Raw genomic sequence first — 15646 nt, forward strand, 5'->3', positions numbered from 1 at the left:
TAAATCTAATAAGCTCTTAGAGTTTAGTTTTAACGGTTCACATCTAGGCTTTATTATACCAATGCGCATAATTATATGATCTATTTTGAGGATGGATAAACGTGTTGATAGCAAGGCAAAAAATTCGCTATTTAGTTGTTCTAAATGAGAGTTTTTTAACGCAGATAGCGACACGTTTAGCCCCTGAAAATGATTAAGTACTATTGCGGATTGGTATTATACGGATGAGTTTTAAGCCAGTGCTCGGCGATTTGCTCGCGCGTGGCAAACCACACTTGCTCATGCGATTTAGCATATTCTAAAAACCGTGCAAGGGCTTTAATGCGCCCAGGGCGGCCAATTAAGCGACAATGCAGCCCTATAGACATCATTTTAGGGGCGTTTTCACCTTGGGGGTCGCCTTCCTCGTATAGCGTATCGAATGCATCTTTTAAATAATTATAAAACTGATCGCCGGCATTAAAGCCTTGCACTGCAGCAAAGCGCATGTCGTTTACATCAAGCGTATAGGGCACTATTAGCTGTGGCTTACCTTCTTTAATACTGTAAAAGGGTAAGTCGTCGCTGTAATCGTCGGCATCATATAAAAACGAGCCATTTTCTACCACAAGGGCTGCTGTGTTAGGGCTTGTGCGCCCGGTGTACCAGCCTGTGGGCTTTTTACCGGTAAGCGTTTGAATGATTTCAATGGCCTTTTGCATGTGCTCGCGCTCGGTTTGCTTATCTATATGTTGATAATTAATCCAGCGCAGGCCGTGGCTTGCAATTTCGTGCCCAGCTTCAACAAAGGCTTTAGCTACATCGGGGTGGCGCTCAAGGGCCATTGCCACAGCAAAAATGGTGACCGGTATATCGTATTTTTTAAAGAGTTTAAGTAAGCGCCACACGCCTGCGCGCGAGCCATATTCGTAAATAGACTCCATGCTTATGTGGCGGTCTTCTACATGGGGAGCGCTGACTATTTCAGATAAAAACGTTTCGGCTGCTGCATCACCATGCAGTACACAGTTTTCACCGCCTTCTTCGTAATTTAATACTACTTGCACGGCTATACGGGCTTTATTAGGCCAATTGGCATGCGGAGTGTGTGCACCATAACCAATAAGATCGCGCGGGTAGTGTTTAAATTGCTCGCTCATGTTATTGCTCCTTTTTTACTGCGCTGAGCCAAGTGCCAAGCATTTCACGCTCTGCATCAGTCATTTTTGTCATGTTAGCTAATGGCATATCTTTGGTAATAACGGCGCGAGTATGAATAAGTGCACTGGCTTTTTTTACATCAGCAAGTGAGTCGAGCTTAAAGCCGAGCGGCGCGGTTTGAAAAAGCTTTGATGTAGGTGTTTCACTATGGCACTGTGTGCAGTGTTTATTAATAATATCCCACGCTTGCGCATCGCTTATACTTGCTTGTAGATCATTTTGTGCGTTTACAGAACTACTTGGCCACGGTGCAATGGCTAGCATTAACGCAAAAAACGCGGCAATACCGCTTATTAGTACTGAAGGCTTATTAACACCTTGGTGCTTTAAATTAAAAAAGTGGCGTATCCACATACCAATAATAAAAAAAACAATAAGCACTAACCAACCAAACTCATGGCTATAGGTATACGAAAAATGGTTACTTAGCATAATAAAAATAACGGGTAGGGTGGCGTAGTTATTATGGACTGAGCACTGCTTTGCTTTTAAGCCCGGCGCTGAATCAGGAATGCGCCCAGCTTCTACTTCGCTTACCATGTAGCGCTGTGCAGGCATAATAATGTGATATACATTACCAGCCATACAGGTACCAATTAATGCACCAACATGAATATACACCGCGCGGTCACTAAATAGCTGATCAACCCCATACGTCCATAACGCTAAAAAGCCTACACCTAGGGCAATAAATGCCTTGCCGTTTTCAACAAGCGGGCTTTTACACAATAACCGATAAACACCATAGCCTAAGCCTATAAAACCAAGTGATGCACCAATAGCTGCAAACTTACTGAGCTCACTTTTACTGGCATCAAGTAAATACACATCTGCGCCCACATAATATAACAGCGTAAATAACAGCGCGCCGCTGATCCAGGTTGTGTAGGCCTCCCATTTAAACCAATGTAGGGTAGAGGGCATTTGTTCTGGGCCATTTTGATACTTAGCCACTTCGTAAAAGCCGCCGCCATGAATAGCCCATAAATCGCCTTTTATGCCTTTATCTTGTTTCCATTGTGGCGGTGTTTGTAAGTTGTTATCAAGCCACACAAAATAAAATGAGGCGCCTATCCACGCTATACCTGCTACCACGTGAAAGTATCTAAACACCAAATGAGCAAGCTCAAATAAATAGTTTTCCATCGGGTTATGCCTCTTCTAAATCGGGTGTGGGTGTGGCTGCAAACTGGGCTTGTTGGTCGCGTTTATACACGCTTTTACCCATAATGTAGGTTTGTTCAATACAGCGGTCGTCGCCTAGCATCATCATGGCAAAAAGCTGTTCGTGAAGGGTTTTGGCATGGCCAATTCTGAACTTTAAAAAGGAGGTGGCCGCGTAATCCATTACAATAAAGTCGGCCTCGCAGCCTTCATTAAAGTTACCTATGGTGCCTTCTAAATCAAGGGCACGCGCGCCGCCTAGGGTGGCTAAATAAAACCCTTTAAATGCTGAGAACTTTTGACCCTGTAGCTGCTGAATTTTGTACGCTTCGTTACCTGTTTGTAGCATAGAAAAACTTGTGCCTGCGCCAACATCGGTACCCATACCCACATTTATTCCATGCTCTTCACATCTCTTTAAATTTAAAAGGCCCGAGCCTAAAAATAAGTTAGAGGTAGGGCAGTGCGATATAGCCGCGTTGTTATCGGCAAGGCAGCACAGCTCGCGCTCAGATAAATGAATGCTATGGGCAAATACCGAGCGTTTACGCACCATTTTAGCTTGCTCGTACACGCCTAGGTAATCATCAGCCTCTGGGAATAACCCTTTTACCCATTCGCACTCGTCTTTGTTTTCAGATAAGTGGGTATGCAGGTAGGTGTCGGGGTATTCTTCTAATAATTGAGTACATTTTTGTAGTTGCTCTGGGGTAGATGTGGGCGCAAAACGTGGCGTTACTGCATAGCTTAACCTATCAACATTGTGCCATTTTTCTATAAGTGCTTTTGATTGTTCATAACTGGTTTGCGCGCAATCTGATAAGTCATCTGGGCAGTTTCTGTCCATCATTACCTTACCGGCAATCATGCGTAAATTACGTTTTTGAGATTCGTTAAAAAACGCATCTACCGATTGCGGGTGCACAGTGCCAAATACCAATGCGGTAGTGGTGCCATTACGCAGTAGCTCATCTAAAAAGCGATTAGATATATCTTTTGAATAATGCTCACAGGTAAACTTTTTTTCAGTGGGGAAGGCGTATTCGGTAAGCCAGCTTAAAAGCTGCTCGCCATACGCGCCGACCATTTCGGTTTGCGGCAAATGTATGTGCGTGTCTATCATGCCGGGCATTACTAATTTACCATCGTGGCGAATAATAGTGGCTGACTTATCAATGCTTGGCAGTATGTCTTGCTCGTAACCAAGGTTAACCACTTTGCCGTTTTGAATAACTAACGCGCCTTTTTCAAAATAGCGATGGGCGCTTTCGCCTGCTATGGCGGGGTCGTCAACAAAGTCGAGTATGTTGGCACACATTACGGTCATTTTATTATTGTTGTGGGTGCTCATAATTAGCTGCCTCTGTACGTTGAGTAGCCAAATGGGCTAAGCAATAACGGAATATGATGGTGTTTTTTATCTTGTAATCTAAAGGTAATTTGCGCCTCTGGGTAAAACGCAGGTGTTTCTTGGTTTTCATAATAGCTATCTAAGTCAAAAACCAGTTTATAGGTTGCAAATTCTACGTCTGTGTTGAGCCAGTCGGTAATTCGCCCGTCGCTATTTGTTTTTCCTTGAGCAATTAATTGCCACTCGTTATTAGTGAGTAAAAACAATTGTACAGCTACATTTTCAGCCGGTTTGCCTGTGCTGGTATCTAAAATATGGGTAGTGATAGGGCTTTTATTCATAGCAATGACTCCAATCTTATTTTTGTTATTTTGGCTTGTTCGCCCGCGGCTATATTAAGCTCTGTGCTGCGGGTGTTGTGTATGCGCTGCTCAATAAGTTCAAGCATTTGCTCAGCACTTTTACCACTGGCACACACAATAAATATAAAGCCAAATTTACTGAGGTATTGTTTATTTAGCGCAATCATTTTTTTAAGGGTTTGCTCGTTTGCTTTGCTCATTCCTGATTGTTCGTGCCCCGCTTTTTGTGCTGTAGCGGCGTACTTTTTACTTAATGTTGATAAATCGCCTATTTGCGGGTGGCCTTCAAAAGCGGCTAAATAATCGCTCTCACCTAGGCTATCCCATACGCTTTGCGCGCTGTTAAATAAGTGCTCTTTATTTTCAAATGGCATGATATTTATCATACCGCTTACCCAGTTAGGGGCGGCGCAGCAATGCTCTAATGCTTGATGCGCTTGCGCTGCATTTAGGTCGTTAATTTTTAAGCTACTCATGCGTTTTCTTCCTCGTGCGTGGTGCTAATTAAGGCATTTTTAAGTGCACGCCATTGCAGGCCTTGGCGTTTGGGCGCATGGGTTTGCATAGCCTGATAAAGGCCAATTAACTGCCCGCTAATTGATATTGCTACTTCCATAGGGAGCTTGCCCGTTACATTTTCAAGCCCGACAGGGCAGGTCATTTGCTTTATTTGCTCGGTGGTAAAATCGCGATGGGCTAAGCGCTGTTTAAAGCGTTTTGCTTTAGTATCTGAGCCAATTACACCAAGCCAATTAGCATCAGCGCGTTTAATAATGGCTTGTGTAAGTGCAAAGTCGAGCTGGTGGTTATGGGTTAATATTAAGTAATTATTAGCCTTTGGCGCACGTTTAACTTGCTCTGTTGGCTCTTCGTCAACCACTTTTATTACGTTATTAGGAATAACCTGCGGGAATACATCGGCGCGGCTATCTATCCAGCGTATGCGCATAGGTAGTTGCGCCAATATACCAATAAGCGCCTGTGCTACATGGCCTGCGCCGTATATGTCGAGGGTAAAGCGTTCGCATTGCATGCACTCAAGCATAACGGTGGCAGCTCCCCCGCAACATTGGCCTAAATTTGCGCCTAGGTTAAATTGCTCTATCACTTGCGCTGCCTCGCCCTTGGCAAGTAGCTCGCGGGCTTTTTCTATTACTACGTATTCAAGGTGTCCACCGCCAAGGGTGTCGTAAATGTGCTCGCCACTTATTACCATTTTAGAGCCTGTGCCACGTGGGGTTGAGCCATTGGTGCCAAGCACCGTGGCAATAACATAATTAATGCCGCTTTGTTCGTGCTCGTTTATAGCTTGCGCCCAATTTTGCGTATGAAAACCCTGAAACGACTCATTTAAATTAGCCATGTTGCTGCTCCTTAAACCAGCTAGCGGTTTGCTCAATTGCATTTAATACACGCTCAGGTGTAGCAGGTGTATCAAGTGGGGCGGTGTATTTGTAATCGGCCACACTGCTTATGGCATTACGAATAGCACTCCACACACTAAAGGCCAACATAAACGGCGGCTCGCCAACCGCTTTTGATCTAAATACCGTGGTTTCTGGATTGGCCGAGTTATATAAATTTACATTAAATTCGGCAGGGGTATCGCCAATTGCAGGAATTTTATAGTTAGCAGGGCCAAAGCTTGCAAGCTGGCCTTTATCATTCCATTGTAAGTCTTCGGTGGTAAGCCAGCCCATACCTTGCACAAAAGCCCCTTCAATTTGGCCTATATCAAGTGCAGGGTTAATTGAGCTGCCCACATCGTGCAGTATATCCACGCGGGTTACGGTGTTTTCACCTGTCAGCGTATCTACTTCTACTTCACTGAGTGCTACGCCGTGAGCGTAGTAAAAAAATGGCCGGCCTTCGCCTTTCGCTCTATCGTAATGAATTTTAGGCGTGGCGTAATAACCGGTTGATGAAAGCGATATACGATTCATGTAAGCAAGGTTTGCAAGTTCGCTAAAGCTAATTTCGCCGTTACTAAAAGTAATGAGGTTATCTTTAAATACAATACTTTGGCTGTCTACTTCAAAGTGCTCACTTATAAAGTTTATTAAACGCTCTTTTATGGTGTTTACCGCGTTTAGCGCCGCCATGCCATTTAGATCAGTCCCGCTTGATGCAGCAGTTGGCGAGGTGTTGGGTACTTTGTCGGTACGAGTAGCGCTTATGCTTACTTCGTCAAAATCAACGCCAAAGCCATGGGCTACTATTTGCGCTATTTTTGTATTAAGCCCTTGGCCCATTTCGGTGCCGCCATGGTTTAAATGAATTGATCCATCGCTATAAACATGTACGAGTGCACCCGCCTGGTTTAAGTGTTGTACGGTAAACGATATACCGTATTTAACCGGCGTCATCGCAAGGCCTTTTTTGATAATAGGCGATGATGCGTTAAAGGCTTTAATTGCCTTTTTTCGCGCCCAGTAATCACCTGACTCCTCAAGTTGGCTTATCATATCTTTTAAAATATGCTGCTCTACTGTTTGATGATACGGCGTAGTGTCGCGGCCTTTTTTGTATAAATTAAGTTTTCGGATCTCAAGCGGATCTTTACCTAATTTAGCGGCTATATCGTCCATTATCAGCTCGCCCATGATCATGCCTTGCGGGCCACCAAATCCTCTAAATGCAGTGTGGCTTACGGTGTTTACTTTACACCGATTCCCTTTAATGGTGGCAGCTGGGTAGTAATAAGCGTTATCAGCATGAAACATTGCGCGGTCGACAATAGCATCAGATAAATCAGGTGAATAACCACAAAACCCATTTACGGTTACATCAGCGCCTTCAATTAGGCCATTTTCGTCAAACCCTACATGGTATTGGTTATAAAATGGGTGGCGTTTACCGGTAAGTTTAAAGTCGTCGCTGCGGGCTAGGCGCATTTTAACGGCGCAGCCAAGGTAGTAAACTGCAAGCGCTGCAAGGCAAGCCCACGGCGCGCCTTGGGTTTCTTTACCGCCAAAGGCTCCGCCCATCCGGCGGGTTTCTACGTTTACAAAGCTAAATGGCTTTTTTAAAATTTTAGCAACTAAGTGCTGCACCTCTGTTGGGTGCTGCGTAGAACATTGAACATGAATACCGCCATCGTTGTCGGGCTGAGCAAGTGCTATTTGCCCCTCAAGGTAAAAGTGTTCCTGTCCGCCTATGTGTATTTCACCTTTAAGTTGGTGGGCTGCATTATTTATGGCTTGCTCGCTATTACCGCGGTTAAGTGAGTGTGGCGGCCTTACCCAGTGCTCTTTTTTAATCGCTTCTTTAATATCAAGTATGGGGGTGGTTTGCTCGCACTCTATAACCACTAGGCGAGCAGCGCGGCGCGCAATGGCGTAGCTTTTGGCAACCACTACCAGCACAGGTTGTCCGTGGTATTGAATTTCGTGATTGGTTAATAGCACATCCCCAGGGAATACTGGGCCAATATCAAGCTTACCGGGTACATCATCGGCCGATAAAATACGCTTAACGCCTGCCACTTCAAGCGCTTTACTTGTATCAATTGATTTAATAAAGCCGCTGGTAATGGGCGCAAGTACAGGGTAGGCGTGCAAGCAGCCATGGGGCTCTGGGTTATCGTCGGCGTAGTTTGCATTGCCACATACTTGTTTTATAGCGCTTTCGTGATACTTAGATTGGCCAACACTTCCGCCTTGGGCTTTTAGTTTATCCATTTCAAAGTGACGCATGTGAAATCCTCGTAATGGCAATGTTGTTATTATTTTTACTGCTTGGCTGTGCACCGCAAAACTCAATACCAATACGCTGTAGTAAGTTTTTGCTTACCGTAGTGCGGTAATGCGCGCTGCTGCGTACATCGCTCATGGGAGCAAAGTCATCATTTATAGCACTAGCGGCATCTATAAAGGTGCTTACTTGCAAGGGCTGAGCATTAAGCTTTTGCTCTATGTGCGCGGCGCGTTTTGGTATGGCAGCCATACCGCCCATGGCGCAGCGGGCATTGCTAATTACGCCTTGCGTTTGCTCTATAGCCAGCACTAAACACACAGTAGATATATCATCTTCAAAGCGTTTGGAAATTTTATGACACGCAAGCTTTAACGAGTCTGGGCGTTTAGGTACGGTAATTTTGCTAATTACTTCATCGCTTTTAATGACTGTCTTTTTGTAATCAACAAAGTAGTCGGCCACGTTTATTGTACGTGTGCCTGCTGCGCTTAATAAATCTAAAGTGGCATTAAGTGCAATGAGTAAAGGAGCTGGATCGCCAATAGGAGAGGCGTTTCCTATGCTGCCACCTAAGGTGCCACTGTTACGTACTTGGTTAGAGCCAAGGCGTTCAAACAGCTCTTTAGACTCAGGGTAGTAAGTGTAAAACGCTTCAATAAATTGGCTGTAAGGTAGTGCTGCACCAATATGTAGCTCGCCGCTGTTATCGGTTAAAGTGCAAAGTTCACTGGTTTGGCTAAGCGATATAATAATATCGGGCAATAGCATGTTTTGGCTAAGCTCAATGGCAAAGTCGGTGCCACCAGCAACCAAGTGTGCCTGTGGGTAACGCGCTTTAAGCTCAACAAGTTGCGCTGCACTTTGCGGTAAATAAAACGTACGAGGTCCATTTTTTAAACAAGGAATGTCATTACCTATATTTAGTGATGCCTTAAATTGTGCCGCCATGGCAGAGTAAGGCTCATTTTTACGCTCGTAGCTATAAGCTTTTTCAACTGCAAGTAAAACAGGGCTGTAACCCGTACAACGACATAAATTTCCCCCTAGCGCATGAATAGCGGCTTTTTTACCTGGGTAACTCGGGTTATTAATATAAAGCGCCAACATGCTCATTATTATACCTGGGGTACAAAAACCACATTGCGAACCATGGCACTCAACCAATGCGCGTTGCACTGGGTGTAAATCGTTAAGTGTAGGGTAAAGCCCTGTTGTTACAGCCTCTACGGTTACTATGTGTTTTGCGTGTGCATTACCTAATAAAAGCAGGCAGCTATTCATGGTTTTATAGTGCCAAACTGGCTCACCGTTTGAATTTAGTTTTTCTTCGCCAACTAAAATTGTGCATGCGCCACAATCGCCTGTTGCACACCCTTCTTTGGTGCCCATTTTCCCTTTTTTGGTGCGAAGCCAGTCCAAAATGGTGAGATTCGGCGCGCATTCTTCTACTTCTATTGGCGTGTCATTTAATAAAAACGTAATCACACAGACCCCCTTAACTTTTATAAAGCCCTGATATGTAAAGGCTTGGCGTATATTTTTTCTTGTTGTTTTTAAGCAGGTAAGAAAAAAACTTTTTCATCTTGGTAAGTTAATTGCAGATACCATGCCATTGTTGACCGTTTGGTCAGCTAAGTTTCTAGGCTAGCTTATTTAACCAACAAGCACAAAGAAAGGTTTAAATAATGGACAATAAATACCGCCTTACTATGCAGGGAATGACAAAGCACTACCCCGGATGTATAGCCAACGACGGCATAACAATAAAAATAAAACATGGTGAGGTGCATGCCCTGCTTGGTGAAAACGGCGCGGGTAAAAGCACGTTAATGAAAATGCTTTACGGTGTAGTTAAACCTGACCAAGGGGACATGTTTTTTAATGGCCGCAAAATGGACATAAAAGAACCCGCCGATGCCCGCGAATTAGGCATAGGTATGGTGTTTCAGCATTTTTCGTTATTTGAAACCCTAACAGTTGCGCAAAATATCGCGTTAGCGCTGGGCGATTTAGCAGGGCATAGCAGTACACTTGCCAGCAGAATTAGTAAAACATCGGCTAGGTACGGCATGCCGCTGGACCCGCATAGGTTGGTGTCTACGCTTTCAACGGGCGAGCGCCAACGAGTAGAAATAGTCAGGTGTTTATTATTAGATATTCAACTGCTTATTTTAGATGAACCCACCTCGGTACTCACTCCGCAAGAAGTAGACGCATTGTTTAAAACCCTTCATTCGCTTAAAAAAGAAGGCTGCTCGGTGTTGTTTATTAGCCATAAGTTGCATGAAGTTATTGCGCTTTGCGACAGCGCCACTATTTTGCGCGCTGGCAAGGTAAGCGGGCATTGCATTCCTAAAAACGAAACCAGCGAATCAATAGCTCGCTTAATGGTAGGCGATAGCACACCAATAAGTAACCAAACGCGCAGAGCGACTGGCACAGGTGATTTTTTAACAGTCGATAACTTATCAACCAGTGCGCAGGCGTTATTTGATATTGCGCTTAAAAATATTAACTTTGCCGTACAACAAGGCGAAATAGTCGGTATTGCAGGGGTTGCCGGTAATGGGCAAGAGGAGCTATTAAAAGCGCTTTCGGGAGAGGAGCCGCAAAAAAATAGCAACGCAATAAAATTTAAAAATACCGCTGTTGATGCGTTATGCCCTCTAAAAAGGCGCAGGCTCGGGCTTGCATGCGTACCAGAGGACAGGCTAGGGCGCGGCGCAGTCCCTGATATGGATTTAGCGCACAATGCACTCCTTACCAGTTTTGATAGTGGTTTAGTTAAAAAAGGCTTTTTAGTAAAACAAAAAATTAGCCAACTCGCCGACAAAATCATTAAAAAATACAACGTAAAAACCCCCAGCAACCGTACTCACGCAGCAAGCCTTTCGGGCGGTAATTTGCAAAAGTTTATTATTGGCCGAGAGGTTGAGCAAAACCCACAATTACTGGTTATGTCACACCCAACATGGGGTGTAGATATTGGCGCGCAAGTTGCCATTCACGAGGCAATTTTAACGCTGCGCGACGAAGGTTGTGCAGTACTGGTTATTTCAGAAGATTTAGACGAGCTCTATAAAATTTGTGACCGTATTGGGGCAATTTGTGATGGCAAACTCTCGCCTATTTTAAATACCGACTGTGTACCACTTGTGCAATTAGGACAGTGGATGGCGGGCGATTTTAATCACGACCTTAAAAACAACACAGCAAAAATAACACCGCAAGGAGCGCCGGCATGATAAAGCTTGAACCCCGCGTAGAGCGCTCAAACACATGGAGTTATCTTTCACCTGTTTTAGCCATTTTACTCACTTTAATAACAGGTTATGTGGTGTTTGCCTTATTAGGGCACGACCCGATTAATGCCTTATATACCTTACTCATAGCGCCTATTTCTGACTGGTACGGCGTTACCGAGCTATTAGTAATGACCATTCCAATTTTATTATGTGCCTATGGTTTAGCGCTGTGTTACAGGGCGTCGGTGTGGAATATAGGTGCTGAAGGGCAGCTAATGATTGGCGGCGTATGCGCCAGTGCCGTAGCTGTTAACTTTGTTGACTCTACAAGTTCCTTTGCATTAGGGCTTACATTACTTGCAGGTATTGCCGGTGGCATGCTGTGGGCAGGCTTAGCTGCCTTTATGAAATTACGTTTAAACACCAACGAAATTTTAGTCACCATTATGCTCAATTACATTGCCGTTAATGTGTTGCTGTGGTCAGTACACGGGCCATTAAAAGACCCATACGGTTATAACTTTCCTGAAAGCGCCTTATTTGGCGATAGCACCTTACTACCAGTTTTATTTGAGGGTACTCGCCTTCATTTAGGGCTTGCATTTGCGCTACTAGCGCTGTGTGCCACATGGGTGTTTATTAGTAAAACCTTTGTGGGTTTTCAAATTCAAGTACTTGGGCTTGATGCATCGGCGGCCAAAATGGCGGGCTATAAACGTGCGCTTTTAATTGCTGGTGTATTGGTAATAAGTGGCGGGTTAGCTGGGCTTGCAGGGGCTGGCGAAGTGGCTGGGCCTATAGGGCAATTAGTGCCGCAAATATCCCCCGGTTATGGTTACGCCGCAATTATTGTGGCCTTTTTAGGGCGCTTACATCCGCTTGGTATTACCTTAGCAGGGCTGTTAATGGGGCTTATTTATATGGGCGGCGAAATGGCGCAAATAGAAATTGGCCTACCCAATGCCATTACCGGTATTTTTCAGGGCTTAATGCTATTTTATTTACTCTCGTGCGATGTGCTTATTGGTTATCGCATTAAATTGTTACTGCCATTTACACAACAAAAAACGCAGCTAACACCCATCGCACAGGAATCTTAAACATGGAATTAGAGGTAATCACAAATATTTTATACGCCACTATTCGCACCGGCACGCCTTTATTGCTGGTGGCTCTAGGTGAAATGGTATGCGAGAAAAGCGGCACACTTAACCTTGGGCAAGAGGGCATGATGTTATTAGGCGCGGTGGCAGGGTTTATAACCATGTACCAATGCGACAACCTCTTTATAGGCTTTAGCGTGGCTGCGCTTGTGGGGGTTATGGCGTCGTTAGTATTTGCGTTTGTAGCACTTAATTTAAATGCTAGCCAAGTGGCTGCGGGGTTAGCGCTAACTATTTTTGGCACGGGCTTGTCGGCATTTTTAGGCGTTGATTACGAGGGTAAAACCATTAATGCCTTACCCACTTTAGCAATTGCAGGGTTTGAGCATATTCCGCTACTGGGCAAAGCATTGTTTTCGCAAGACGCCATTGTGTATTTAAGTTGGGCATTAGTACTTGGCGCTTATTTATTTTTTAAATACCACAAGGCAGGGCTTGCGGTACGCGCTATTGGTGAAAACCCAGGCGTTGGTAATAACTTAGGCTTGCCTGTAATGCGTACTCGCTATTTAGCGGTGATGTTTGGCGGCGCAATGGCGGGTATTGCAGGGGCGTACTTGTCGCTTGCTTACACACCCCTTTGGACACAAAACATGACCTCGGGACGTGGCTGGATAGCACTGGCTTTAGTGGTATTTGCAAGTTGGCGAATTGAGCGGGTAATGCTCGGCGCTTATTTATTTGGTTTTGCCAGCATTATGCACTTAGTGGCACAGGCGCTTGGCTTAGCGGTGGATTCTAATTTACTGGCCATGCTGCCTTATGGTGCAACGCTTATAGTACTGATTATGCTAAGTAAAAATAAACAAAAACTAAAAATGTACGAACCCATGTGGCTAGGTAAGCCTTGGCATAAGGGCCATTAAAAATTTTATACAAAGAGTAACAATAAGCCTTCAACAGGATATTAAAAATACAACACGGAGAATAACAATGAAAAAACTAATAACAGCGCTTGGCGTAGCACTTAGCTTAGGGTTAAGCGCGAGTGCAATGGCAAAAGACAGCGTAAAAGTAGGGTTTGTATATGTAAGCCCGATTGGCGAAGCTGGTTGGACTTACACCCACGATGTAAGCCGCCGCTACTTAGAGGATAAATTTGGCGAAAAAATAAAAACCACCTTTGTAGAAAGCGTGCCAGAGGGCGCCGATGCAGAGCGAGTTATTACACAACTAGCCAAAAGCGGGCACGATTTAATATTTACCACCTCGTTTGGCTACATGAACCCGACCATTAAAGTGGCTAAACGTTTTCCTAACGTAAAGTTTGAGCATGCAACAGGTTATAAACGCGCTAAAAATGTGGGCACTTATTTTGACCGTATTTACGAAGGGCGCTACTTAACCGGTGTTATTGCTGGGCACATGAGTAAATCTGACAGTATTGGCTATATTGCCGCGTTTCCTATTCCTGAGGTAATACGCGGTATTAACGCGTTTACTTTAGGCCTGCGCTCAGTAAAACCTAACGCAAAAGTAAAAGTAGTGTGGGTTAATAGCTGGTTTGATCCTGGTAAAGAGCGCGAAGCTGCCGACAGTTTAATCGACCAAGGTGTTGATATTATTACTCAACATACCGACTCGCCTGCGCCACTTCAAGCCGCAGAAGCCGCCGGAATATACGCCATTGGTTACCACTCAGATATGAGCGGCTATGGTAAAAAAGCGCACCTTACGGCGCCAGTGCATCATTGGGATGAGTTTTACGCCGAGCGCGTGCAGCAAGTACTTGACGATAAATGGCAATCGCAAAATGTATGGAAAGGCATAGATGCCGGTATGACCCGCTTAGCGCCGTTGAGTAAAGACATTCCTGCCAATGTTGTTGCCGAGGTAGAGGCGATTAAAACCAAAATTGCCAACGGCGAGTTTCATCCATTTAGTGGCCCAATTAACAATCAGCAAGGTGAGCTGGTAACTAAAGCGGGGCAAACAATTGATGATAAAACCTTACTGGGTATGGACTTTTATGTAGAGGGTGTTGAAGGGCAGCTTAAATAAGCGCCACTGTATTTAAATTAAAACCTGGGCAAGGCATTTATACCTTGCCCATATTAAAGCGCTAAAAGGATGTTGACTATGTCAAACCAAGAAGCAATCTCAGAAGACATAATTTACGCAGTAGATGATAAACCAGGGCTGACCGAATCTTTTTTCGCTGCCCTGCAACATGTACTGGCAAGTTTTGTAGGTATTATTACGCCCACGCTTATTATTGGTGGCGTGTTGGGGCTTGGTAGCGAAATACCGTATTTAATTAGTATGGCGTTGTTTGTATCGGGGGTTGGTACATTTATTCAGGCTCGCCGTGTGGGGCCAATTGGCTCAGGGCTTATTTGCGTACAAGGCACCAGTTTTGCGTTTTTAGGCACTATTTTGGCAACCGGTTTTACCGTAAAAGCCACTGGAGGCGGAAACGATGAAGTACTTGCCACCATTTTTGCTGTGTGTTTTTTAGCAGCCTTTGTAGAGATATTTATTAGCTTTTTTATAGAAAAACTTGGCAAAGTAATTAAGCCTGTAGTGACCGGTGTGGTGATCACCACCATTGGGGTTTACCTTATTAAAGTAGGTATGACCGACATAGGCGGCGGGCAATGGTTATTAACTAATATGCCTGAAAAGTTTGCCTCGCCAAGCAACTTAATTGTGGGTTTTTCGGTGGTGGCGCTGGTGGTATTACTAAATGCTAGCAAAAATCAGTGGGTAAGGCTTACCGCTGTAGTCGTTGCCATGTTAGTAGGGTGGTTACTTGCACTTATTTTAGGTATAGCCAAATTTAAAATGGGCGAATTTGATTTAATCGCCATGCCATTACCCTTTAAATATGGCTTTAACATTGATTTTGGCGCCATGATTGCCTTTAGCTTTTTATACCTAATTACCGCCATTGAATCCACAGGCGATATAACTGCTAACTGCGCAGTGTCTAAATTACCGGTAAAAGGCGCAAGCTATTTAGCGCGTATACGCGGAGGTATTTTAGGCGATGGGGTTAACTCAATGATTGCTGCCGCATTTAATACGTTTCCTAATACCACTTTTAGCCAAAATAACGGCGTTATTCAATTAACCGGTGTAGCAAGTAGATACATTGGCCTGTGGATTGGTGTAATTTTGATTATTTTAGGGTTATTTCCGGTGATTGGTGCCGTGCTACAAAATATTCCTAAACCAGTGCTAGGCGGTGCAACGCTTGTCATGTTTGGCACAGTAGCAGCCGCAGGGGTAAAAATTCTTGCAAGCGAAAAAATAAATCGTCGTAGCTTACTTATTATTGCGGTGAGCTTAGGTATGGGGCTAGGGGTTAGCTTTGTGCCCGAAATGTTTATAAATGCGCCTAAGCTGGTAACCGCTATTTTTGGCAGCGCTGTAACGGTATCGGGTTTAACAGCCATCGTTATGACGCTTGTTTTACCAGAAAATTATTCAGCAAGTACAGATCATCTTAACTAGACTAATAAA

General features: G+C 44.4%; 13 protein-coding genes. 5 read left to right on the forward strand and 8 right to left on the reverse strand.

Features of this window, described 5'->3' with window-relative positions; all coding sequences use genetic code 11:
* Positions 1 to 200: 200 nt before the first annotated feature.
* The 8 genes from puuE to xdhA are packed head-to-tail and all read right to left on the reverse strand — an operon-like array spanning position 201 to position 9258.
* On the reverse strand, positions 201 to 1139 hold the full coding sequence (puuE, locus tag PSH54_RS01530; protein ID WP_004587051.1) for an allantoinase PuuE: 939 nt from the start codon (positions 1137 to 1139) through the stop codon (positions 201 to 203).
* A gap of 1 nt (position 1140) precedes the next feature.
* Positions 1141 to 2346 (reverse strand): urate hydroxylase PuuD, encoded by a 1206-nt coding sequence (locus tag PSH54_RS01535; protein WP_273605290.1) that lies wholly within the window; start codon positions 2344 to 2346, stop codon positions 1141 to 1143.
* A 4-nt stretch (positions 2347 to 2350) separates the two neighbouring features.
* On the reverse strand, positions 2351 to 3715 hold the full coding sequence (guaD, locus tag PSH54_RS01540) for a guanine deaminase (RefSeq protein WP_273605291.1): 1365 nt from the start codon (positions 3713 to 3715) through the stop codon (positions 2351 to 2353).
* A 2-nt stretch (positions 3716 to 3717) separates the two neighbouring features.
* Entirely contained in the window at positions 3718 to 4056 is a 339-nt protein-coding gene (gene uraH, locus PSH54_RS01545; protein ID WP_138576547.1) for a hydroxyisourate hydrolase, read from the reverse strand.
* Positions 4053 to 4553: a 2-oxo-4-hydroxy-4-carboxy-5-ureidoimidazoline decarboxylase gene (uraD, locus tag PSH54_RS01550; protein WP_273605292.1), complete on the reverse strand. Its 501-nt coding sequence runs from the start codon at positions 4551 to 4553 to the stop codon at positions 4053 to 4055. The genes uraH and uraD overlap by 4 nt, the downstream gene beginning before the upstream one ends.
* Entirely contained in the window at positions 4550 to 5440 is an 891-nt protein-coding gene (xdhC, locus tag PSH54_RS01555) for a xanthine dehydrogenase accessory protein XdhC (RefSeq protein ID WP_054981693.1), read from the reverse strand. The genes uraD and xdhC overlap by 4 nt, the downstream gene beginning before the upstream one ends.
* Complete coding sequence (gene xdhB, locus PSH54_RS01560) at positions 5433 to 7772, reverse strand: xanthine dehydrogenase molybdopterin binding subunit (protein ID WP_273605293.1); 2340 nt, start codon at positions 7770 to 7772, stop codon at positions 5433 to 5435. The genes xdhC and xdhB overlap by 8 nt, the downstream gene beginning before the upstream one ends.
* On the reverse strand, positions 7759 to 9258 hold the full coding sequence (gene xdhA / locus PSH54_RS01565) for a xanthine dehydrogenase small subunit (protein ID WP_273605294.1): 1500 nt from the start codon (positions 9256 to 9258) through the stop codon (positions 7759 to 7761). The genes xdhB and xdhA overlap by 14 nt, the downstream gene beginning before the upstream one ends.
* Before the next feature lie 200 nt (positions 9259 to 9458).
* On the opposite strand from xdhA, the gene PSH54_RS01570 reads away from it, so the two are divergent.
* The 5 genes from PSH54_RS01570 to PSH54_RS01590 all read left to right on the forward strand — a co-directional run bounded on the left by PSH54_RS01570 (position 9459) and on the right by PSH54_RS01590 (position 15637).
* The gene (locus tag PSH54_RS01570) at positions 9459 to 11018 is read left to right on the forward strand and encodes an ABC transporter ATP-binding protein (RefSeq protein WP_273605295.1); all 1560 of its coding nucleotides are present in this window, start codon (positions 9459 to 9461) and stop codon (positions 11016 to 11018) included.
* The gene (locus PSH54_RS01575; RefSeq protein WP_273605296.1) at positions 11015 to 12118 is read left to right on the forward strand and encodes an ABC transporter permease; all 1104 of its coding nucleotides are present in this window, start codon (positions 11015 to 11017) and stop codon (positions 12116 to 12118) included. Before PSH54_RS01570 ends, PSH54_RS01575 begins: the two co-directional genes overlap by 4 nt.
* 2 nt (positions 12119 to 12120) lie before the next feature.
* On the forward strand, positions 12121 to 13047 hold the full coding sequence (locus PSH54_RS01580) for an ABC transporter permease (protein ID WP_055255491.1): 927 nt from the start codon (positions 12121 to 12123) through the stop codon (positions 13045 to 13047).
* A 67-nt stretch (positions 13048 to 13114) separates the two neighbouring features.
* Positions 13115 to 14182 (forward strand): BMP family ABC transporter substrate-binding protein, encoded by a 1068-nt coding sequence (locus PSH54_RS01585; protein ID WP_248532348.1) that lies wholly within the window; start codon positions 13115 to 13117, stop codon positions 14180 to 14182.
* A 78-nt stretch (positions 14183 to 14260) separates the two neighbouring features.
* Entirely contained in the window at positions 14261 to 15637 is a 1377-nt protein-coding gene (locus PSH54_RS01590) for a uracil-xanthine permease family protein (protein WP_054981699.1), read from the forward strand.
* The last annotated feature ends 9 nt before the right edge of the window (positions 15638 to 15646 follow it).

This window comes from Pseudoalteromonas sp. Angola-30 (assembly GCF_028599215.1).
GTDB lineage: Bacteria > Pseudomonadota > Gammaproteobacteria > Enterobacterales > Alteromonadaceae > Pseudoalteromonas > Pseudoalteromonas atlantica.